16 protein-coding genes are annotated in these 20,432 nt (G+C 73.8%); 8 read left to right on the top strand and 8 right to left on the bottom strand.

The window, feature by feature from the left end; translation table 11 throughout:
• Positions 1 to 28: 28 nt before the first annotated feature.
• Positions 29 to 1,330, top strand: a complete 1,302-nt coding sequence (gene efeB / locus AB0C22_RS12035) for an iron uptake transporter deferrochelatase/peroxidase subunit (RefSeq protein WP_219467409.1) — start codon at positions 29 to 31, stop codon at positions 1,328 to 1,330.
• Here efeB and AB0C22_RS12030 read toward each other — a convergent pair.
• Positions 1,323 to 2,378: an RDD family protein gene (locus AB0C22_RS12030; RefSeq protein ID WP_357534845.1), complete on the bottom strand. Its 1,056-nt coding sequence runs from the start codon at positions 2,376 to 2,378 to the stop codon at positions 1,323 to 1,325. The two genes, efeB and AB0C22_RS12030, sit on opposite strands and share 8 nt — an antisense overlap.
• Before the next feature lie 41 nt (positions 2,379 to 2,419).
• Here AB0C22_RS12030 and AB0C22_RS12025 point away from each other — a divergent pair, with 41 nt between their 5' ends.
• Positions 2,420 to 3,469: a stage II sporulation protein M gene (locus AB0C22_RS12025; protein ID WP_219467411.1), complete on the top strand. Its 1,050-nt coding sequence runs from the start codon at positions 2,420 to 2,422 to the stop codon at positions 3,467 to 3,469.
• Positions 3,470 to 3,485: 16 nt separating this feature from the next.
• Here the strand turns inward: AB0C22_RS12025 and AB0C22_RS12020 are convergent, their stop codons facing one another.
• The 5 genes from AB0C22_RS12020 to AB0C22_RS12000 are packed head-to-tail and all read right to left on the bottom strand — an operon-like array spanning position 3,486 to position 8,653.
• Complete coding sequence (locus AB0C22_RS12020; protein ID WP_219467413.1) at positions 3,486 to 4,796, bottom strand: DUF58 domain-containing protein; 1,311 nt, start codon at positions 4,794 to 4,796, stop codon at positions 3,486 to 3,488.
• Positions 4,793 to 5,782 (bottom strand): MoxR family ATPase, encoded by a 990-nt coding sequence (locus AB0C22_RS12015; RefSeq protein WP_219467415.1) that lies wholly within the window; start codon positions 5,780 to 5,782, stop codon positions 4,793 to 4,795. Before AB0C22_RS12015 ends, AB0C22_RS12020 begins: the two co-directional genes overlap by 4 nt.
• On the bottom strand, positions 5,779 to 7,194 hold the full coding sequence (locus AB0C22_RS12010; protein ID WP_255597897.1) for a DUF4350 domain-containing protein: 1,416 nt from the start codon (positions 7,192 to 7,194) through the stop codon (positions 5,779 to 5,781). Before AB0C22_RS12010 ends, AB0C22_RS12015 begins: the two co-directional genes overlap by 4 nt.
• Positions 7,191 to 7,811 carry a DUF4129 domain-containing protein gene (locus AB0C22_RS12005; RefSeq protein WP_357534841.1) on the bottom strand — a complete coding sequence of 207 codons (621 nt, stop codon included), beginning with the start codon at positions 7,809 to 7,811 and terminating at the stop codon, positions 7,191 to 7,193. The genes AB0C22_RS12010 and AB0C22_RS12005 overlap by 4 nt, the downstream gene beginning before the upstream one ends.
• Positions 7,808 to 8,653 (bottom strand): hypothetical protein, encoded by an 846-nt coding sequence (locus tag AB0C22_RS12000; protein ID WP_208570334.1) that lies wholly within the window; start codon positions 8,651 to 8,653, stop codon positions 7,808 to 7,810. The genes AB0C22_RS12005 and AB0C22_RS12000 overlap by 4 nt, the downstream gene beginning before the upstream one ends.
• Positions 8,654 to 8,866: 213 nt before the next feature.
• Between AB0C22_RS12000 and mtrA the strand changes: the two genes are divergently transcribed.
• From mtrA to raiA, 5 genes are all read left to right on the top strand, one after another.
• Positions 8,867 to 9,556, top strand: a complete 690-nt coding sequence (gene mtrA / locus AB0C22_RS11995; RefSeq protein WP_208570335.1) for an MtrAB system response regulator MtrA — start codon at positions 8,867 to 8,869, stop codon at positions 9,554 to 9,556.
• A 76-nt stretch (positions 9,557 to 9,632) separates the two neighbouring features.
• A complete protein-coding gene (gene mtrB, locus AB0C22_RS11990; RefSeq protein ID WP_308291130.1) occupies positions 9,633 to 11,327 on the top strand; it encodes an MtrAB system histidine kinase MtrB in 1,695 nt (564 codons plus the stop codon).
• Positions 11,324 to 13,177 carry an LpqB family beta-propeller domain-containing protein gene (locus AB0C22_RS11985; protein ID WP_357534839.1) on the top strand — a complete coding sequence of 618 codons (1,854 nt, stop codon included), beginning with the start codon at positions 11,324 to 11,326 and terminating at the stop codon, positions 13,175 to 13,177. The genes mtrB and AB0C22_RS11985 overlap by 4 nt, the downstream gene beginning before the upstream one ends.
• Before the next feature lie 7 nt (positions 13,178 to 13,184).
• Entirely contained in the window at positions 13,185 to 13,892 is a 708-nt protein-coding gene (locus AB0C22_RS11980; protein WP_357534837.1) for a ComF family protein, read from the top strand.
• 250 nt (positions 13,893 to 14,142) lie between these two features.
• Positions 14,143 to 14,769: a ribosome-associated translation inhibitor RaiA gene (gene raiA, locus AB0C22_RS11975; protein ID WP_208570338.1), complete on the top strand. Its 627-nt coding sequence runs from the start codon at positions 14,143 to 14,145 to the stop codon at positions 14,767 to 14,769.
• A 100-nt stretch (positions 14,770 to 14,869) separates the two neighbouring features.
• On the opposite strand, the gene AB0C22_RS11970 is transcribed toward raiA, so the two are convergent.
• Entirely contained in the window at positions 14,870 to 16,021 is a 1,152-nt protein-coding gene (locus tag AB0C22_RS11970) for a GNAT family N-acetyltransferase (RefSeq protein ID WP_219467422.1), read from the bottom strand.
• A gap of 104 nt (positions 16,022 to 16,125) precedes the next feature.
• Complete coding sequence (locus AB0C22_RS11965) at positions 16,126 to 17,280, bottom strand: GNAT family N-acetyltransferase (RefSeq protein ID WP_219467461.1); 1,155 nt, start codon at positions 17,278 to 17,280, stop codon at positions 16,126 to 16,128.
• Between the two features lie 170 nt (positions 17,281 to 17,450).
• Here AB0C22_RS11965 and secA point away from each other — a divergent pair, with 170 nt between their 5' ends.
• Positions 17,451 to 20,378 carry a preprotein translocase subunit SecA gene (gene secA, locus AB0C22_RS11960; protein ID WP_219467464.1) on the top strand — a complete coding sequence of 976 codons (2,928 nt, stop codon included), beginning with the start codon at positions 17,451 to 17,453 and terminating at the stop codon, positions 20,376 to 20,378.
• Positions 20,379 to 20,432: the final 54 nt, after the last annotated feature.

Raw genomic sequence — 20,432 nt, 5'->3', positions numbered from 1 at the left:
GTACGGCCGGTCCCTCCCAGGAGAGTCGATGAGCGAGCAGAGCAGCACCACCGGCCGGGGTCGCCGCCGGCTGACCCGACGTCGGGCGATCACCCTGGCCGGGGTCGGGGTCGCCGGGGTGGCCGGGGTGGCCGCCGGAGCGGGCGCGTTGACCCGCGACGGCGACCGGGCCGCCGCCTACGACGGGGCCGCCGGGGCGGTGCCGTTCCACGGTGAACACCAGGCCGGGATCACCACCCCGGCCCAGGACCGGCTGCACTTCGTCGCCTTCGACGTGATCACCAAGGACCGGGACCGGCTGGTCGCGATGCTCCAGGAGTGGACGGCCGCCGCCGCTCGGATGACCGGCGGAAAGGACGCCGGGGTGATCGGTGCCGTCGGCGGTGTCCCGGAGGCCCCGCCGGACGACACCGGCGAGGCGCTGGGCCTGCCCCCGTCGCAGCTCACCCTGACCGTCGGTTTCGGCGCGACCCTGTTCCGCGACGCGCAGGGCCGGGACCGGTTCGGCCTCGCCGGCCGCCGCCCCGCCGCGCTGGCCGACCTGCCGCACTTCGCCGGGGACGCGTTGCGCCCGGAGATCTCCGGCGGCGACCTGTGCGTGCAGGCGTGCGCCAACGACCCGCAGGTGGCGGTGCACGCCATCCGTAACCTGGCCCGGATCGGGATGGGTGTGGTCAGCGTCCGCTGGTCGCAGCTCGGCTTCGGGCGTACCTCGTCGACGTCGCGGGACCAGGCGACCCCGCGTAACCTCTTCGGCTTCAAGGACGGCACCGCCAACCTCAAGGCCGAGGACGCCGGGCTGCTGCGTGAGCAGCTCTGGGCCCAGCCGGAGGACGGCGCGGACTGGATGACCGGCGGGTCCTACCTGGTCACCCGCAAGATCCGGATGCAGATCGAGACCTGGGACCGCAGTTCGCTGACCGAGCAGGAGCAGATCGTCGGCCGGACCAAGGGCAGCGGTGCGCCGCTGGGCCGCCGCGACGAGTTCGACGAGCCGGACTTCGCCGCGAAGGGCGACGACGGCCAGCCGGTGATCGCCGTCGACTCGCACGTGCGCCTCGCCCACCCCACCCTGAACAACGGTGCCCGGCTGCTGCGCCGGGGCTACAACTACGTCGACGGCTCGGACGGGCTGGGCCGGCTCGACGCCGGGCTGTTCTTCATGGCCTACCAGCGGGACCCGCGCCGGCAGTTCGTGCCGATCCAGACCCAGCTGGCCCGCAACGACGCGATGAACGAATACCTGCGGCACGTCTCCAGCGGCCTGTTCGCCTGCCCGCCCGGGGTCCGGGACGCCGCCGACTGGTGGGGTCGCGCCCTGTTCAGCTGAGCGGCGACCCGGAATCCTCCGGCGACGCCGACCGCAGTGCCGGCACAGCCGGGCGCACCCCGGCCGGGGCCGGGGCGGCGGCCGGGGCCGGGGCGGGGCCCGGGGCCGGCGGTTCGACGGCGGCGGGGGTGGCCGGGTGCAGGTCGGGCCAGAGGGTGGCGGTGAGCGCCCGGTTGCGGCGTAGCCGCAGCGTGCCGCGCCGGTTCCGTTCCGCCAGCACCGCCGCCAGCAGCAACGGCTCCGGTACGCCGGGCGGTGACTTCGGGGCGGTCACCGCCGCCACCTCGCACCACAACTCCCGGGCCAACCTCGACCGGTACGGCTCGACGATCTGCCCGGCCCGGGTCAGGTACTGCCGGACCGCCAGGGCCAGCGCGTCGTCGAGCCTGGTCAGGTCCAGGGTGGCCGCCCAGCCGGCCAGCGGCGGAATGATCCGTGGGGCCGGTCGCCAGCCCTGCGTCGTGCGGGTGTGCACCACCATGGTGCCGGCGACCAGGTCGCCCAGCCGTCGCCCGCGCGGATCGGTCAGCATCACGGTGACGCCGGCCACCCAACTCAGCAGCGGCAGCACCAGCCCCGGCCACTCCACGGCCACCCCCACCAGCGCCCGGGTCAGCGACTGGCGCAGCTCCACCGGGCCGCCGTCGGCGCTGACCACCCGCAGGCCCACCGCGAGCTTGCCGGGCGTCCGGCCGTGGTTGAGGCGTTCCCAGGCGACCGGATAGCCGACCAGCACCAGCACCAGGCCGAGCGTCTCCAACGCCCCGGTGAAGGCCCGGTCCACCACCGGGTCGGGCAGCAGGATCAGCACCACCGGGGTCAGCGTCAGCGCCAGCAGCGCCGCGCAGAGCAGTTGACCGACGACGTCGATCAGGAGCGCCAGGACCCGGGAGCCGAGCCGGGCCGCCCGCACGTCCAGCTCGACGGCCTCGCCGCTGATCAGCCCGGCGTCCGCCCAGCGTCCGCCGGCCGGGGTGTCCGCCGGGCCGACGCGGGTCGGGGTGTCCGCCGGGCCGACGCGGGCCGGCACCGGTGGTTGCGCTCTCACCCGGACAGTGAACACTATGGGCGCGGGACGGGGGAGGACCAGTGGATCTCGACGCGTACGTCGCCGAGCACAGCCACGAGTGGCGGCGGCTGGAGCTGTTCTGCGACCGGCGTCGGCTCGACGTCGACGAGATCGACGAGATGATCGTCCTCTACCAGCGCACCGCCACCCACCTGTCGGCGCTGCGCAGCCGGGCACCCGATCCGGCCCTGGTCAGCCGGTTGTCCCACCTGGTGCTGCGGGCGCGGGCCCGGATCACCGGTCGCCGACGGCCGTCCTGGGGGGCGTTGGGGCGGTTCCTGGTCGTCGGGTTCCCCGGTGCGGTCTACCGGGCCTGGCCGTGGTGGTGTGCGGTGGCCACCGGGTTCAGCCTGCTCAGCGGCTTCCTCATCTGGTACGTCGCGGGCAACCCGGGCACCGCCGCCGCGTTCATCGGCCCCGACGCCGCCGCCGACCTGGTCGACTCCGGCTTCGCCGGCTACTACACCGAGTTCTCCGCGCCCACGTTCGCCTTCCACCTGTGGACCCACAACGCCTGGATCGCCGCCCAGTGTCTCGCCTCGGGGGTGCTCGTCGTCCCGGTGTTCTACCTGCTGTGGCAGAACGCGCTGAACGTCGGGGTGGTGGGCGGGGTGATGGTCTCCTATGGCCGGGCCGACGTGTTCTTCGGCCTGATCACCCCGCACGGGCTGTTGGAGCTGACCGGGGTCTTCGTCGCGGCCGGGGTGGGGCTGCGGACCGCCTGGGCGTGGATCTCGCCACCGGAGCACCTGGGCCGGGGGCGGGCGGTGGCCGAGGCGGGCCGCTCGGCGATCCTGGTCGCGGTGGGTCTGGTCGGGCTCTTTGCGGTCTCCGCACTGTTGGAGGCGTTCGTCACCCCGTCGCCGGTGCCGGTGGCGCTTCGGGTCGGCGTCGGTGCGACGGTGTGGCTGGGCTTCCTGGCGTACGTGGTGCTGCTCGGTCGCCGGGCGGTCGCCGTCGAGCGCGTACCGGCCGAGCGTGCCGACCCGTGGCTGGCCGAACTGTGGCCCTCCACGGACCCGGCCCGCGCCTGGCACCCCACCCACCGCCCGCACCGACCCGTGCCGTGAACGGACCGGACCCGGGTCAGAGCTGCCCGAGGGCCTTGAGGCGCAGGTAGGTGTCGGCCAGGGCGGGGGCGAGGCGGTCCGCCGGGGCGTCCACCACGGTCACCCCGTACCGGCCGAGGGCGGCGCGGACCCGGTCCCGCTCGGCGAGCGCCCGCCAGCCGGCCGCGGCGGCGTAGGCGTCCCCGGTGCGGACCGGCGGGGTGGTGGTCAACGCGGTGAGCACCGGGTCGTGCGCGGCCGCCACGATCACCCGGTGCCGGGCGGCCAGCCGGGGCAGCACCGGCAGCAGCCCCTCGGCGAGCGCGCCCGCCTCCAGGGCGGTGAGGAGCACCACCAGGCTGCGCCGCCGGTGCCGGCGCAGGATCTCCGCGACGATCAGGTCGAAGTCGGTTTCCACCAGCGCCGGGTGCAGGGGCGCGAGCGCGTTCACCAACCGGTGGAGCAGGGCCGGCTGGCTGCCACCGGTGACCGTGGTCCGGATCTGCGCGTCGGCGGCGAGCAGGTCGACCCGGTCGCCGGCCCGGGAGGCCAACGCGGTCAGCAGCAGCGCGGCGTCGATGGCGGTGTCCAGCCGGGGCTCGTCCCTGACGCGTACCGCCGAGGTACGGCCGGTGTCCAGCACACACACCAGTCGTCTGTCGCGCTCCGGACGCCAGGTGCGGACCAGCACGTCCGCGCGGCGGGCGCTGGCCCGCCAGTCGATCGACCGGACGTCGTCGCCGACCACGTACTCGCGCAGGGTGTCGAACTCGGTGCCCTGGCCCCGCCCCCGGGCGACCTGGGTGCCGTCGATGACCCGCAGCCGGGACAGCTTCTCCGGCAGGTGCCGACGGGAGTCGAACCGGGGCAGCACCCGCAGCGTCCAGCCGGGGGTGGCCGGCCGGCCCGCCCGCTGCCGCAACGCCAACCCGAGCGGCCCGAGCGAGCGCACCGTCACCGTCACCGCCGGCCGGTCGCCGCGCCGGGTGGGGGTGAGCCGGTTGGGCAGCACCAGCACCCCGCCCGGTCCGACCCGGGACACCCGGTCCGGCGGTACGTCCGGACGGGCCCCCGCCGACGGCACCCACCCGTCGCGCACCTGGGCACGCAGCGTACGGCCGGAGGTGTTGGTCAGGCGCAGGGTGACCGTCGCGGACCGGCCCAGCCGGACGGCCCGGTCACCCTCACGGTCGACGGTGATCGTGTGCAGCGGGGCGGCGAGCGCCCAGTCCACGGCGGTCAGCAGCAGCACCGCGCCGGTCATCACGGCCACCCCGCGCACCGGGTCCGGCCAGAACGCCAGGGTGGGCACCCCCACCAGCAGCAGCACGGCCGCCCGCCAGGTCATCGCGGGGTCGGCACGGTGGCCAGCACCGTGTCCAGCACCATGTCGACCCCGACCCCCTCCAACTCCACCTCGGGGCGCAACCGCAGCCGGTGCCGCAACGTCGGGCGGGCGGTGGCCTTCACGTCGTCGGGGGTGACGTGGTCCCGGCCGGCCAGCCAGGCCCACGCCTTCGCGGTGCTGAGCAGGCCGGTGGCGCCCCGGGGCGACGCACCCAGCTCCAGCGCCGGGGCGGTCCGGGTGGCCCGGCACAGGTCCACGATGTAGCCGAGCACCGGCTCGGCCACGTGCACCCGGCCCACCGCCTCCCGGGCGGCGGCCAGGTCGGCGACGCCGGCCACCGGGCGTACGCCGGCCGCGCCGAGGTCACGGGGGTCGAAGCCGGCGTGGTGGGCGCGCAGCACCCCCAGCTCCTCGTCCCGGTTGGGCAGCGGCACGGTCAGCTTGAGCAGGAACCGGTCGAGCTGCGCCTCGGGTAACGGGTAGGTGCCCTCGTACTCGACGGGGTTCTGGGTGGCGGCCACGATGAACGGCTCGGGCAGCGGCCGGCGGGCGCCCTCGACGGACACCTGGCGCTCCTCCATCACCTCCAGCAGCGCCGACTGGGTCTTCGGCGGCGTCCGGTTGATCTCGTCGGCGAGCAGCAGGTTGGTGAAGACCGGCCCCTCCCGGAAGGTGAACGCGGCGGTACGCGGGTCGAAGATCAGCGAACCGGTGACGTCACCGGGCATCAGGTCGGGGGTGAACTGGACCCGCTTGGAGTCCAGCTCGAGGGCGGTGGCGACGGTGCGGATCAGCAACGTCTTGGCCACCCCGGGCACGCCTTCCAGCAGGACGTGGCCCCGGCAGAGCAGGGCGATGACCAGGCCGGTGACCACGGCGTCCTGGCCGACGACCGCCTTGGCCACCTCGGTGCGCAGCCGGTGCAGGGCGGCCCGGGCGTCGTCCGGGCCGGCCGTGGGCTCGGCGGTGGTGGCGGGTCGGGTCACCGGGGGTCTCCTTCGGTCGGACGGCCGGGCGCTGCCGCCACGGTACGGGTCAGCCGGTCCAGCGACCGGGCCAGCTCCAGCAGTTCGGCGTCGGTCCCGGGCGCCGCGCCGAAGAGCAGCTCGTGGATCTGCTCCGGGGTGCCGCCGGCCGGCCCGGCCACCCGGGCCGCCAACTCCGCCGGTGCGAGGGTCGCGGGCAGGTCGAGCCGGCCGCGCAACCGTCCCAGCGTGGCGGTGCGCAGGATCTCGGCGGCCGGGCCCCGGGCGCGGGCCCGTTGGTAGAGCCGGGCCCGGCCGAGGGCGGTCTCGGCGGCGCGGACCTCGACCGGCAGCGGCTCGGTGACCGGTGGGCCGAGCCGGCGGGCCCGCCACAGCACGGTCAGCAGGGCGGCCAGGGCGAGTTGGAGCAGTAGCGCCCAGAACCAGGGCGGGAAGGCGTCCAGCAGCGGGTGGTCGTCGGGTGGTGGCGGACCGGCCGAGTCGGGGGCGTCACCCCGTCCGTCGCCTCCGCCGGTGGCGGGTCCGGGGCCACCCGGGCCCTGCTCGCCGGTGCCGTCGCCGTAACCGGTGGACCCGCCGGGGGCGGGTGACCAGGCGGGCTCGCCGGTGCCGTCGGGACGGCCGACCGTGGGGGCCGGTGCCGGCCCGTCCAGGTCCAACCAGACCACCCGACCGTGGACGCCGAGCAGGCCGGTGCCGAGCGTCTCGTTGCCGTGTTCGGCGATCCGTTCGTTGCGGAACGGGTCGCTGGCACCGATCACCACCACCTCGGCCCGGCCGGGCAGCCGGACCAGGCCGTCGCCGTAGCAGCGGTCGAGGGTGGCTGCGGTACCGGGCGCGGCGGCGTACCGCTGGAGCCGGGCGGCGGCCACCCCGGCCCGGCTCGCCTCGGGTAGTGGACAGGGCCGACCGTCGGTGTCGGGTCCGACGGCCCGGGCGGCCCACCGGCGGTCGGTGGGCACCACCGGCAGGCCGGCGGATTCGAGCACCCGGCGGGACGGGTCGACGAGGACCAGTCGCCGGCCGGCCGGCAGCTCGCCCAGCGTGTCGAGGGTGTCGGGGTGCAGCAGTTCCGCCGCCGGCACGAAGAGGGTGGCCGGGCCACGGTCGAGGCCGAGCAGGGCGGGCAGCAGGTCGGTCTCCCGGTCCACGGTGACGCCCCGGGCGCGCAGCGCGTCGGCGAGGCGGCTGCCACCGTCGTCGTCGGTGGCGACCGGGGAGAGGAAACCGGGTTCGGTCGGGTCGGGCTGGTCCAGCGCGTGGGCACCGACGGTGCCGGCGAGCAGCGCGGCGGCCAACGCCAGCGGCACGATCACCCGGTGCCGGCGGCGCCGCCGTACCGGCCCGGCCGGTGGCGGGCGGACGGGGGCCGGTGGCGGGCTGTCGACCGTCGGTGTGGCGGGGCGGGTCACCGGGGCCCTCCGTCCGGCCGTGGGTGGGTGAGGGCCCGGTCCAGCTCGTCGGCGAGTTCCCGCATCCGCTGGTCGTGTCCGGCGGCGGCGGGGCGTTGGGCGTACCACAGCTCGGCGAAGATCGCTCCGGCGGCGCGCAACGGCGGGTCGACCGGGGGACGGGCGTGGGCTGCCGCGTCGGTCAGTTCGGTGACGGTCATCCCGGGTCGGGGTGCGACCGCACCGACGGCGACCAGCCGGCGGATCATGTCGCGCAGCCGTTCCCGGACGGCTTCGGCGTACCGGCCCTCGGCGGCCAGCCGGTCGGCCAGGGAGCGCCCGGGGCCGGCGGCGGGGGTGTCGTCTCCGGTGCGGGGGCGGGGCAGGGTGACGCCGGGCGGGTCGTCGGCCGACCGCTGCCGTCGCCGCCAGCGGGGCAGCCGCCAGCGGGGCAGCCGCCAGCGGGGCAGCCGCCAGCGGGGCAGTCGCCAGCGGGGCAGTCGGCGGGGCACCCAGGCCGGGAAGTGGTACCAGGCGAGCGCGGTCAGCCCGGCGACCAGCACCAGCAGCAGCGCGGCCAGCGGCAGCGGCAGCACGTCGCCGAGCGCGGCGACGGCCTCCGTCCACCACCGGCTCACCGATCGACCGCCGGCAGGCCGGCCGCGACGGACCCCGCGGGGGTACGGGCGAGCCGGATGTCCAGCCCTTCGGCGCGCATCCGGGTGTCCAGGTGGTTCACCGCGTCGAGACAGGCCAGCGCGGGGTAGGCGACGCTGTTCACCGCCGCCCAGGCGAGCATCGCGGCGACGACCCGCACGTCGGGGTCGGCCAGGTCGACCAGGTGCAGCGACTCGACGCCGAAGAAGAGACCGAGGGCGAGACCGACCCGCAGCACCCACCAGCCGAGGTAGCCGAGCAGCCGGACGGCGGCGGCCCGACCGCGCAGCGCGACGCGGACCGACCGGGGCACCGCTGACGGTCCGGGCACCCGGTCCACCACCACGGCTGCGGCGACCGAGCCGAGCAGTCCCCAGCCGACGAGCCAGGCCGGGCCGAGCAGCGCCGCGACCAGCATCAGCAGGCCGACCGCCGGGGCGAGCAGCAGGGTGACCCCCCAGTGGGCTCCGGCCGGGCGGAGCAGGTCCCCCACGCCGGTGTGGCGGCCGAGCAGGGCCGCGCCGGCCGCCCGCGCGGCCGGGTTGCCGAGCAGCAGGACGATCACCGCCTCACCGGCGGCGCCCACCGCGAGCAGTTGCCACCAGAGCGGAAACGACCCGCTCTCGCTCCACCACACCGGGGGTACGGCGTCGGCGAGCCGGCGCAGCGGGTACAACAGCACCTGTTCACCGGCGGCGAGCAGGACGCCCAGGGGGACCAGCACCCGCCCCTGGGCCCGCAGCAGCAGCACGGCGGAGTCGAGCAGTTCACCGACGGTGAGTGGACGGCGGGGGAGCACGGCGGTCGGGCCGACATCGGGCACGCGTACTCCTGCGGATGGTGGCTGGCGGGGGGCGACCTGCCCGGGGATCATGGTGACACGGTCCGACCGGCCGGGTGGATCCGCCGTGCGGGCCACCGATACGGCCATCGGGGGAGATATCGCGCGTGGGGCGTGCGGTGGCACCTCTCCCGGCAGTACCGTGCCATCCAGACGCGATCCCACCGACTGAACGGGGATGGAAACATAAACCCCATGAGAGCCCGGGTGCTGGTGGTCGACGACGACCCCGCGCTCGCCGAGATGCTCGGCATCGTCCTGCGCAGTGAGGGTTTCCTGCCTTCCTTCGTCGCCGACGGGGAACGGGCGTTGGCTGCGTTCCGGGACAGTCGACCCGACATCGTGCTGCTCGACCTGATGTTGCCCGGGATGAGTGGTATCGACGTGGCGCGGGCGATCCGTGGCGAGTCGGGTGTGCCGATCGTCATGCTGACCGCCAAGAGCGACACCGTCGACGTGGTGCTCGGCCTGGAGTCGGGTGCCGACGACTACGTGGTCAAGCCGTTCAAGCCGAAGGAGCTGGTGGCCCGGATGCGGGCCCGGCTGCGGCGGGGCGAGGACGTCGCCCCGGAGATGCTGACCATCGGCCCGCCCGGTAACCAGATCACCATCGACGTGCCGGCGCACACCGTCAGCCGGGACGGCGACGAGGTGAAGCTGACGCCGCTGGAGTTCGACCTGCTGGTCGCGCTGGCCCGCAAGCCGCGTCAGGTCTTCACCCGGGAGGTCCTGCTGGAGCAGGTCTGGGGTTACCGGCACGCGGCGGACACCCGGCTGGTCAACGTGCACGTGCAGCGGTTGCGCGCCAAGATCGAGCCGGACCCGGAGCGGCCGGAAATCATCCTGACCGTGCGGGGCGTGGGATACAAGGCGGGTACCGGATAGCCTGGTCTGCACCGTGACCAGTGCCCCCGACCCCACCCCCGAGCACACCGCCGGCTGGCGTCCCGCCGCGCGGGCGGTGTGGCGTGCCCTGCTGGGCCGTTGCCTGCGGGTGACCGCCGGCCTGCGGCAGACCTGGCGGCGGTCGTTGCAGGTCCGGGTGGTGACCATCACGCTGGTGGTGTCCAGCCTGCTGGTCGGCGGCTTCGCCTACCTGATCGCCGACAAGATCACCAGCATCCTGCTCGAGAACGCCGAGACCGACGTGCTGCTGCGGCTGCGCAACGGCAGTGACTACTCGGCCAAGCAGTTCAACCTCTACAGCCAGCCCCAGGAGGCGCAGCTCCAGGACACCGTCGAGGGCACGGTCAACTATCTGGCCGGGGGCGACCCGCAGCAGACCAGCGGGGTGGTGGTGGCGATCACCGCGGACAACTACGCCGGCATCATCGAGACCCGCACCTCCCCGGCGATGGACGTCCGGCCGCTGGTCAGCCGGGAGCTACGGGCCGCCGTCGCCGACGGTAAGGTGGCCCACCAGATCCGCACCGGCCAGCTCACCGGGGAGCGGACGAAATACCTGGTCTACGGCTCCCCGGTGCCCACCCGCTTCGGCCAGCTGGAGCTCTACTACCTCGTCCCGCTCAACCGGCAGGACGCCACCGCCGCCGACGCCCGGGCCACCGTCCTGGCCACCGGGGTGGCCCTGGTGCTGCTGCTCGGCCTGCTCGCCGCCCTGGTCACCCGGTTGGTGGTGACCCCGGTCCGGGTCGCCGCGCGCACCGCCCAGCGGCTCTCCGCGGGCCTGCTCGACCAGCGGATGGTGGTCAACGGCGAGGACGACCTCGCCCTGCTCGCCGCCTCGTTCAACCAGATGGCCACCAACCTGCAACGGCAGATCCTCCGCCTGGAGGAGATGTCCCGCCTCCAGCGCCGGTTCACCTCCGACGTCTCGCACGAGCTGCGGACCCCGCTGACCACCGTCCGGATGGCCGCCGACCTGATCTTCGCCGAGCGCGACGAGTTCGACCCGGCGGTGGCCCGCAGCGCCGAGCTGCTCCAGGCGGAGCTGGACCGGTTCGAGGAGTTGCTCACCGACCTGCTGGAGATCAGCCGCTTCGACGCCGGCTTCGCCATGCTCGACTCCGAGCCGACCGACCTGGTGCCGGTGGTGCACCGGGTCGCCGACCGCCTCGCCGGACTGGCCGAACGGGTCGGCGTCACCATCGAGCTGGCGGTGCCGACCAGCCCGGTGATCGCCGAGGTGGACCCGCGTCGGGTCGAGCGGGTGCTGCGCAACCTGGTCGGCAACGCCGTGGAGCACGGCGAGGCCAAACCGGTGGTGATCACCCTGGGCGTCGACCAGACCGCCGTCGCGGTCACCGTCCGCGACCACGGCGTCGGGCTCAAGCCGGGCGAGGAGAAGCTGGTCTTCAACCGGTTCTGGCGGGCCGACCCGTCCCGGGCCCGGCAGACCGGCGGGACCGGGCTGGGGTTGTCGATCAGCCTGGAGGACGCCCGGCTGCACGGCGGCTGGCTGGAGGCGTGGGGGGCGCCGGGGCAGGGCGCCCAGTTCCGACTCACCCTGCCGGTCCGCTCCGGCGACCGGCTCACCACCTCACCGCTGCGGCTGGTGCCGGCGGACGCCACCCTGCCCTTCGGTGGCCCGCGAGACGGCGACCTGTTGGCGATCGGGCCCGCCGACGGTGGTGTCCTGGCCATCGGCCCCGGTCCGGCCGCCGTGCCCGACGAGCGGGCGGAGGTCCGGTCGTGAGTCGTCGCACGGGCGCGGGCCCGGCCGTGGGGCGCCGGGCGCTGGCCGGGCTGCTCTGCGTCGTACTGCTGGCGCTCGCCACCGGCTGCGGCATCCCCGACCGCACCGACGTGCAGGTGGACGGGTCCGGGCCGGCCGTCTCGGCGGGCGCGTCCAGCTCCGGCCGGGGCGAACCCCCCACCCGCACGTCCAGCGGCGCCGACCGGGAGACCTTCGTCCGCAACTTCCTGGCCGCCGCGGCCGGTGAGCCCGAGCGGGCGTACGCCCGGGTCAAGCAGTTCATCGCCCGCGAGGACCGCAACCGGCTCGCGGAGAAACAGGGCAGTGAGGTCGCGATCAACGTGGTCCGGCTGACCGAGAAGCCGGTGATCACCGAGAACGTCAACGGTCTGCTCACCGTTCGGGTGCCGGTGCAGCAGGTGGGGCTGCTGCGGGCCAACGGGGTGCTCGGCCCGCCGGTGGTGACGGACACCGAATACCAGTTCTCGCTGCGCGGCTCCGCCGAGCCGGGCCAGGAGAGCACGCAGGACGGCGGCTACTACGTCACCGATCCGCCGAGCGTGCTGCTGCTGGACACGTTGAGCCTGCGGCTGTACTACCAGATCCGTACGGTCTACTTCTGGAACTCCGACGCCACCCGGCTGGTCGCCGACCAGCGTTACCTGCCCCTCGCCGTGCCCAACGAGCGGCTGGTCAGCGAGGCGGTCAAGTGGCTGATCGCCGGCCCGTCGGACTGGCTCCGCCAGGGGGCGAGCGGCCTGCCGGACCGGACCGCCCTGATCAACAACGCGGTCAAGACCGACGGCCGGTGGGAGGTCAACCTCGACCTGCCCGGGGACGACCGTCGCAAACTGGAGAAACTCGGCATCCAGCTGTCCTGGTCGCTGTCCGACCTGGACGGCCCGCTCCAGCTCACCACCCGCAACCAGTCCCGGGTGACCATCGACGACCTGGCCGCCCACCGGCTCGCCAACCCGGTCTATCCGCTCACCGAGGCGCCGCAGCGGTTCACCGTCTATGACGGGGCGATCCATCCGCTCGTCTTCGAGGCCGAGCCCATCGGCCCCGTGCCGATCCGCGTGGAGGACAACCACACCATCGTCTCGGCGGCCCTGCGGCGGGCCGTCGAGGACAAGACCCTCGCCGCCCTGGTGACCACCGCCCCGGGCGGCCGGCACCGGCTGGTCGCCGGTTCCGGTGCCGCGCCGGTGCAGGTGATGACCCCGGGGACGCAGACCTTCACCGCGCTCGGCCGGCCGGTCTGGTTGCGCCCGCTCGGCGGGGCCCAGCCGTACGGGCTGGTGGTGGCCGACGGGCGGCTCTACCGGTTCGACGACCGGGCCCGGATGGTCCAGGTGCCGGTGGGCGCGACGGGTCAGGTCAGCGCGGTGGCCGCCGCCCTGGACGGGCACCGGATCGCACTGATCGTCGGTGGGCGGCTCTACCTCAGCACGGCGAGTCTCGACGGCGGAGTGGTCTCCCTCGGCCCGGTACGACAGGTCGCCACCACACTCACCGACCTGTCGGCGGTGGACTGGGCGCAGGAGAACACCCTGGCCGTGGCCGGCTCCACCAACCGTTCGGCGGTCTACGAGGTGGGCGTGGACGGGGTGTTGCAGGCCGGGCTGGTCACCGACGTCGGTGCCCGGGTGACCCACCTCGCGGTGTACCCGGGCAACCCGACCTACGTGCTGCCCACCCTCATGATGATGTACGAGGCCAACGGGGTCGCCTACCGCTACCGTTCACCGTCGGCGGAGACGATCCGGGGCGAGCAGGTGCTGGACGTGCCGTCCCCGCCCGCCGGTGGCCGGGCGGGCAGTCCGACCGCGCCGTTCTTCCTGTTCTGAGCCTCTCGTGCGGGACATCGGCGGACTCTGGGCGGACCTGACCGATCTGGTCTTCCCGACCGGTTGTGCCGGCTGCGGTCGGCGGGACGAGACCTTGCGGCAGGGCTGCTGCCCGCGCTGCGTACGCCAGCTCGCCGCGCTGCGGCCGGTGCCGGCCCGTCCCACCCCGCCTCCGCCGGACCTGCCGCCCTGCCACGCCCTCGGCCCGTACGCGGGCCCGCTGCGGGAGGTGCTGCTGTCGTACAAGGAGCGGGGTCGGCACGGGTTGGCCCGGCCGTTGGGCGGGTTGCTGGCGGAGGTGGTGGTGGCGGCGGTGGGTCCGGCCCGGCCGGTGCTGCTGGTGCCGGTGCCGGACCGGGCGGCGGCGGCCCGGGCCCGCTACGGCGACCACCTGACCCGGTTGGTCCGGCACGCGGCGGTCCGGTTGCGGGGGGCCGGCTGGGACGTGCGGACGGCGGTGCCGGTGCGGGCCCTGCCCCGGCCGGATTCGGTGGAGCTGGACCAGGCGGGGCGGGCCGAGGCGGCGGCGTCGGCGTTCCGGCTGCGGCCGGGGTGGGCCGGGCGTGGTGCGGGTGGCCGGACGGTGGTGGTGCTGGACGACATCCTCACCACGGGGGCCACCCTGGCGGCGCTGAGTCGGACCTTGCGTGCGGCGGGAATGACGCCATATGGCGCGGCCGTGTTGGGTGCAACGCAAAAGCGGCGGCATTGGTGACGCAACGTGTTTCCGTTTCACCCCATGGTGTTGGTTGCTGTTAATTCTCTGAGGGTTTCCCACAACCGGGGGTGACTGTCGGCCGAACAGGAGTTAGCGTTTTCGTGTCGGGGTAGGAAGGGTTCCCCACCCGTCCCCGACGGTGGAAGGAGGCGTAGCCGTACCTGACCGGTCGACGCTCCCAGGGGCCCTCCCGAGGTTGCTCGACCGGATTCGAAGATCAGCCGACCATCCGGAAAAGGGAGGTCACGTGGACATCGTGGTCAAGGGTCGAAACGTCGAAGTGCCGGACCATTACCGGGTACACGTAGCCGAGAAACTCGCGAAAATCGAACGCTACGATCACAAGCTCATCCGGGTCGATGTGGAGCTGTTCCACGAACGCAATCCCCGGCAGTCCGACACCTGCCAGCGAGTGGAGATCACCTGTGTCTCCCGTGGGCCGGTGATCAGGGCAGAGGCCTGCACGAACGACTTCTACAGCGCGCTGGACGCGGCCATCGCCAAGCTGGACACCCGACTGCGCCGGGCGGCCGACCGCCGCCGCGTACACCGGGGCCGGCATGCGCCGATCTCCGTCGCCGCCGCCACCGCCGGTCTGCCGGTGGCCGGCCTGGACGACGTCGCCGCCCCCGCCGGCGGCACCGCCACCGCGACCGCCGTCGAGGAGCGCCCGGAGGAGCACGACGACCAGCCCTGGCACATCGCCCGGGCCAAGGTGCACCCCGCCGACCCGATGACGGTCGACGACGCCCTGTTCCAGATGGAGCTCGTCGGCCATGACTTCTACCTGTTCCACGACAAGGAGTCCGGCCGCCCCAGCGTCGTCTACCGCCGCCACGCCTACGACTACGGCATCATCTCCCTAGACACCTAACCCACCCCCCACCCCCCGGCCGCCCCCGCCCCCGCCCCCGCTCGCGGTGATCAAGAGGTTTGCGTCAGCTACGAAGATCGAATTGACGTAAACCTCTTGATCACCCGGGAGGTGGGGGTGGGGTCGGTGGGGAGGGAGGGGGGTCGGTGGGGAGGTGGGACCAGAGGAGGGTGTCGGGGCGGGGGGTTTCGGGGGTCGGGGCGGGGAGGCGGGCACGCATGAGGCCCTCCCGGTGGAAGCCGGCCCGGGTCAGGACGCGCTGGGAGGCGGTGTTCCACGGAGCGGTGCCGGCCCAGAGGCGGGCCAGACCCACCGGGCCGAACGCCCAGTCGGCCACCAGCCGGACCGCACGGGTGGCCAGGCCCCGGCCGCGCGCCTCGGGCAGCAGGCTGTAGCCGATCATCGCCTGGCCGGTGGCCGGCTCGTCGTGGATCAGAGCGCAACCGCCGACCATCGTGCCGGTCACCGCGTCGCACAGCGCGAAGTCGGCCGCCCGGCCGGTCAGCCAGTCGCTCTCGGCGACGGCGCAGCGCCGGTCGATGTCCGCCCGGGTCGGTGGGACCGGACGGACCCGGGTCGCCACCACCTCGGGGCGGGTGTGCAACCGGTGCAGCACCTCGGCGTCGGCAGGGGCGAGCCGGCGCAGGGTCACCACCGCGTCGGTGAGCCGGCCGTCAGGCAGGTCCGGCAGCAGGCGCGGGACCGGGCCGGGCGGGTCGCCGGCGAGGCGTACCCAGGCGAGCAGGTCGTACCGGTCGCCGTCACGGCCCGGGCCGGCAGCCCGGCGTACCCCCTCGGGGTGGAAGCCGGCGGCCAGCGCGACCCGCTGGCTGGCCGGGTTCTCGGCCCTGATCAGCAGCTCCAGCCGGGCCAGGCCGGCCTGGAACGCGGCCGTCGCCAGGGCCCGGGTGGTGGCGGTGGCGATCCCGCGCCGCCGGGCCCGCGGTGCCACCCAGTAGCCCAGCTCAGCCTGCCCCCGGCCCGGCGCCACCTGGCTGAGCCCGGCCCCGCCGACCAGCCGGTCGGTCCCGGCATCGACGATCGCGTACGCCGCGCCGCCGCTGCGCCACGCCGCCGGGGCGCCCTCGGAGATCCACCAGTGCGCGTCGGCGACCGTGTAGGGATGCGGCATCCCCACCGGGTTGAACCGCAGGTTCACCGGATCGTCGCGGCCGGCTGCGAGGTCCTCGGCGTCGTCCGGCCGGAACGGCCGCAGCCGCACCGGTCCGGCCTCGATGACCTCCGGGGTCACGTCAGGTCCTCGCCAGGCTCGATGGTCCGTGGGTTCACGTCAGGCCGCCGTCGTCGTTGGTCTGCGGGGTCACGTCAGGTCCCCGGCTTCGTTGGTCTGCGGGGTCACGTCAGGTCCTCGGCGAGCAGCGCGCCGACCCAGGCGTCGACCCGGTCCCCCCGCTGCGGCACCCCGCCCCGCAGGGTGCCCTCGACGGTGAAGCCGGCCTTCTCGGCGGCCCGCCGGGAGGCGGTGTTGCCGACGTGGGCCTTCCACTCGATCCGGACCAGGTCGAGGCCGGTGATGCCCCAGGCGGCGAGCGCGCCCAGCGCGGCCGGCATCCAGCCCCGGCCCCGGGCGTGCGGCGCGGTCATGAAGCCGACCTCGGCCCGCAGCGGGTCGACGGGGTTCAACCGCAGGTCGACGGTGCCGGCGAAGGCGTCGTCCGGGTCGGCCAGGACGAAACACGCGCTGCTGCCCCGCGCCCAGGCCAGCCCGCCGTAGGTCAGGTAGCCCTCGGCGTCGGTGTGCTGGTAGGGGTGCGGCACGCTGGTCCACCGGACGGTGTCCGGGTCCCGGCAGGTGGCGACGACCCCGTCCAGGTCGCGTTCCTCCATCGGTCGCAACCGCAGCTCGGTGTCCCCGGCGGTGGCGAACAGGACGGGCTGCGGCCGACCGAACACGGCGGCCCGCCGGGCTTCCAGGGTGCCCGGTCCGGCCGGTCCGGGCGCACCGGCGGCGGGCACCTCCCCGGGCAGCAGCGAGCCGATCCAGCCCTCGACCCGGCCGTCCCCGGCGGGTCGGGCGAGCCGCAGCTCACCGGAGACCTGGAAGCCGGCCCGCAACGCGACCAGCCGGGAGAAGTGGTTGCCGACCTCGGCCTGCCAGATCAGCCGACGCAGCGCCAGAGCGTCGAAGGCCCAGCGGGCGACCGCCCGGGTGGCCCGCACGGTGACCCCCCGGCCCCGGGCCCAGGGGGCGGTCCAGTAGCCGATCTCACCGGTCTCGACCTCCCGGTCGATCGCGACCAGGCCGCAGGAGCCGAGCAGCTCGCCGGTGGCGGCGTCGCAGACCGCGAGCGGTGCCCCGCTGCCCTCGGCCCAGGCGCGGGGGCTCAGCTCGGTGACGAAGCCGTGGGCGTGTTCAGGCCGGTACGGACGCGGTACGGTGGTCCAGCGCTGGATGTCCGGGTCCTGGCAAGCCCGGTGCACGTCTTCCGCGTCCGAGGCGAGCCACGGACGCAGCAGCAGGCCGTCCTCGATGATCTCCACAGGCTCCATGCGGGTCATCGTGCCGGATCGTTCGCGGTGGGCGTAACCGGATAACCGCCGGGCGGCGGGTCGAGCCGAGCATTATGTCGGTTTGGTCGGGTCGGACCGCCGCCACCAGTGACCATCGCGCCGACGGAGCGCCTACGATGGTTCGAGACTGTCTAGGGGAGCGTTGATCCGTGTCGATTCTGGAAAGGGTCCTCCGCGCGGGCGAGGGCCGTATGGTGCGCCGGCTGAAGGCCATCGCCGCCGCCGTCAACTCGATCGAGGACGACTACGTCAACCTCACCGACGACGAGCTGAGATCACTGACCGACCAGTACCGGGAGCGGCTCGCCGATGGTGAGACCCTCGACGACCTGTTGCCCGAGGCGTTCGCCACGGTGCGCGAGGCGGCTGCCCGGGTGCTCGGCCAGCGGCCGTACGACGTCCAGGTGATGGGTGGCGCGGCACTGCACTTCGGCAACATCGCCGAGATGAAGACCGGTGAGGGCAAGACGCTGACCTCGGTCATGGCGGTCTACCTCAACGCGCTCTCCGGCAAGGGTGTGCACGTGGTCACCGTCAACGACTACCTGGCCCAGCGCGACGCCGCCTGGATGGGTCAGGTGCACGAGTTCCTCGGCCTGACCGTCGGCGTGGTGCTGCCCAACCGGCCGGCCGCCGAGCACAAGGCCGCCTACGAGTGCGACATCACCTACGGGACCAACAACGAGTTCGGCTTCGACTACCTGCGCGACAACATGGCCTGGTCCCACGATGAGCTGGTCCAGCGCGGGCACAACTTCGCCGTGGTCGACGAGGTCGACTCGATCCTGATCGACGAGGCCCGGACCCCGCTGATCATCTCCGGTCCGGCCGAGCACTCCGCCCGCTGGTACGGCGAGTTCGCCGGTGTGGTGGCCCGCCTCCAGTCCGGCAAGGACGGCGAGGGCGACTACGAGGTCGACTACGCCAAGCGCACCATCGCGGTCACCGAGCGCGGCGTGGCCAAGGTCGAGGACCGGCTCGGCATCGACAACCTCTACGAGTCGGTCAACACTCCGCTGGTCGGCTACCTCAACAACGCGATCAAGGCCAAGGAGCTCTACAAGCGCGACAAGGACTACATCGTCAGCGACGGCGAGGTCCTGATCGTCGACGAGTTCACCGGGCGCATCCTGCACGGCCGCCGCTACAACGAGGGCATGCACCAGGCGATCGAGGCCAAGGAGGGGGTGGAGATCAAGCAGGAGAACCAGACCCTGGCCACCATCACCCTCCAGAACTACTTCCGCCTCTACGAGAAGCTCTCCGGCATGACCGGTACCGCCCAGACCGAGGCGGGCGAGTTCAACAAGGTCTACAAGGTCGGCGTGGTGACCATCCCCACCCACCGGCCGATGGTCCGGATGGACAAGGCCGACGTCATCTACAAGACCGAGAAGGCCAAGTTCAACGCGGTCATCGAGGACATCGCCGAGCGGCACCAGGCCGGCCAGCCGGTGCTGGTCGGCACCGTCTCGGTGGAAAACTCCGAGATCCTCTCCACGCTACTGCGCCGCCGGGGCATCCCGCACTCGGTGCTGAACGCGAAGTTCCACGCCCGCGAGGCCGAGATCGTCGCTCAGGCCGGGCGTAAGGGCGCGGTCACCGTCGCCACCAACATGGCCGGCCGGGGCACCGACATCCTGCTCGGCGGTAACGCCGAGTTCCTCGCCGCCAGCGAGCTGCGCCAGCGCGGCCTCGACCCGGTCGAGCAGGAGGACGAGTACGCCAAGGCGATGGAGGAGGCCCTGCCCACCTGGAAGCAGGCGTGCGAGACCGAGGCCGAGGAGGTGGCCGCCGCCGGTGGCCTCTACGTGCTCGGCACCGAGCGGCACGAGTCCCGCCGGATCGACAACCAGCTGCGCGGTCGGGCCGGCCGGCAGGGTGACCCGGGCGAGTCCCGGTTCTACCTGTCGCTCCAAGACGAGCTGATGAAGCGGTTCCGGGCCGGTGCCGTCGAGGCGGTGATGGAGCGGTTCAACATCCCGGAGGACGTGCCCATCGAGTCGAAGATGGTCACCCGGCAGATCAAGAACGCCCAGGCCCAGATCGAGGGCCAGAACGCCGAGATCCGCAAGAACGTCCTGAAGTACGACGAGGTGCTCAACAAGCAGCGCCAGGTGATCTACGCCGAGCGGCTGCGCGTGCTCAACGGTGAGGACCTCTCCGACCAGGTCCGCAACATGATCGACGACACCATCGGCGCGTACGTGGTGGGGGCCACCAGCGACGGCTACGCCGAGGATTGGGACCTCGACCAGCTCTGGGCGAGCCTCAAGCAGCTCTACCCGGTGGGCGTCACCGTCGACGAGCTGGAGGAGGAGGTCGGTTCCCGCTCCGGCCTGGACCAGGACTTCCTGCTGGCCCGGCTCAAGGAGGACGCGAACGCCGCGTACGACCGGCGTGAGGAGAGCCTCGGCGAGGAGGCCACCCGCCAGCTCGAGCGGATGGTGCTGCTCCAGGTCATCGACCGCAAGTGGCGCGAGCACCTCTACGAGATGGACTACCTCCAGGAGGGCATCAGCCTCCGGGCGTACGCCCAGCGCGACCCGGTCATCGAGTACCAGCGCGAGGGCTTCGACATGTTCGCCACCATGATGGAAGGCATCAAGGAGGAGACGGTCGGCTTCCTCTACAACCTGGAGGTGCAGGTCCAGGAGCCGGAGCCGGAGGCCGAGGAGGTGCAGCTGCTGGACAAGCCGGTCGAGATCCGGGCCAAGGGCCTCAACCGCGCGCCCCAGCAGCAGGGCCTGCAATACTCCGCCCCCACCATCGACGGTGAGGCCGGCGCGGGCGCGGTGGCCGTGGAGCGGCCCGAGCCCGCGCCGTCGGCGCCGGCACTCGGCATCGGCGGTGGGCAGCCGCAGGCTCCGTCGCAGGCCCGACCCGCCGCCGGTACGCCCCGTCGTCCGGCTGCCGCCGGGGCGAGCGGTCAGGCTGCCGCAGCCAGCACCGCCCGGCGTAACACCGGTCCGGTCGACCGGTCGGCCGAGGGTGGTCCGTCCCGCAACGCGCCCTGCCCGTGCGGCTCCGGTCGCAAGTACAAGCGCTGCCACGGTGCGCCCAACGGCGGCGCCTGATCCGAACCGCCAGGACGCCCGCCTGCTCACCAGAGCAGGCGGGCGGTCCTGCCG

Origin of the sequence: Micromonospora sp. NPDC048894 (assembly GCF_040649765.1) — a bacterium.
Taxonomy (GTDB): Bacteria; Actinomycetota; Actinomycetes; order Mycobacteriales; family Micromonosporaceae; genus Micromonospora; species Micromonospora antibiotica.
Note: the sequence above shows the minus strand (reverse complement) of the source record. Positions and strands in the feature narration are given on the sequence as shown.

Excerpts from the sequence above, each read along its gene's own strand:
- AB0C22_RS12020 (WP_219467413.1), bottom strand. The coding sequence starts at position 4,796 with ATGACCTGGCGGGCGGCCGTGCTGCTGCTGGTGGGGGTGCCCACCCTG.
- AB0C22_RS11965 (WP_219467461.1), bottom strand. The coding sequence starts at position 17,280 with ATGGAGCCTGTGGAGATCATCGAGGACGGCCTGCTGCTGCGTCCGTGG.
- mtrA (WP_208570335.1), top strand. The coding sequence starts at position 8,867 with ATGAGAGCCCGGGTGCTGGTGGTCGACGACGACCCCGCGCTCGCCGAG.
- efeB (WP_219467409.1), top strand. The coding sequence starts at position 29 with ATGAGCGAGCAGAGCAGCACCACCGGCCGGGGTCGCCGCCGGCTGACC.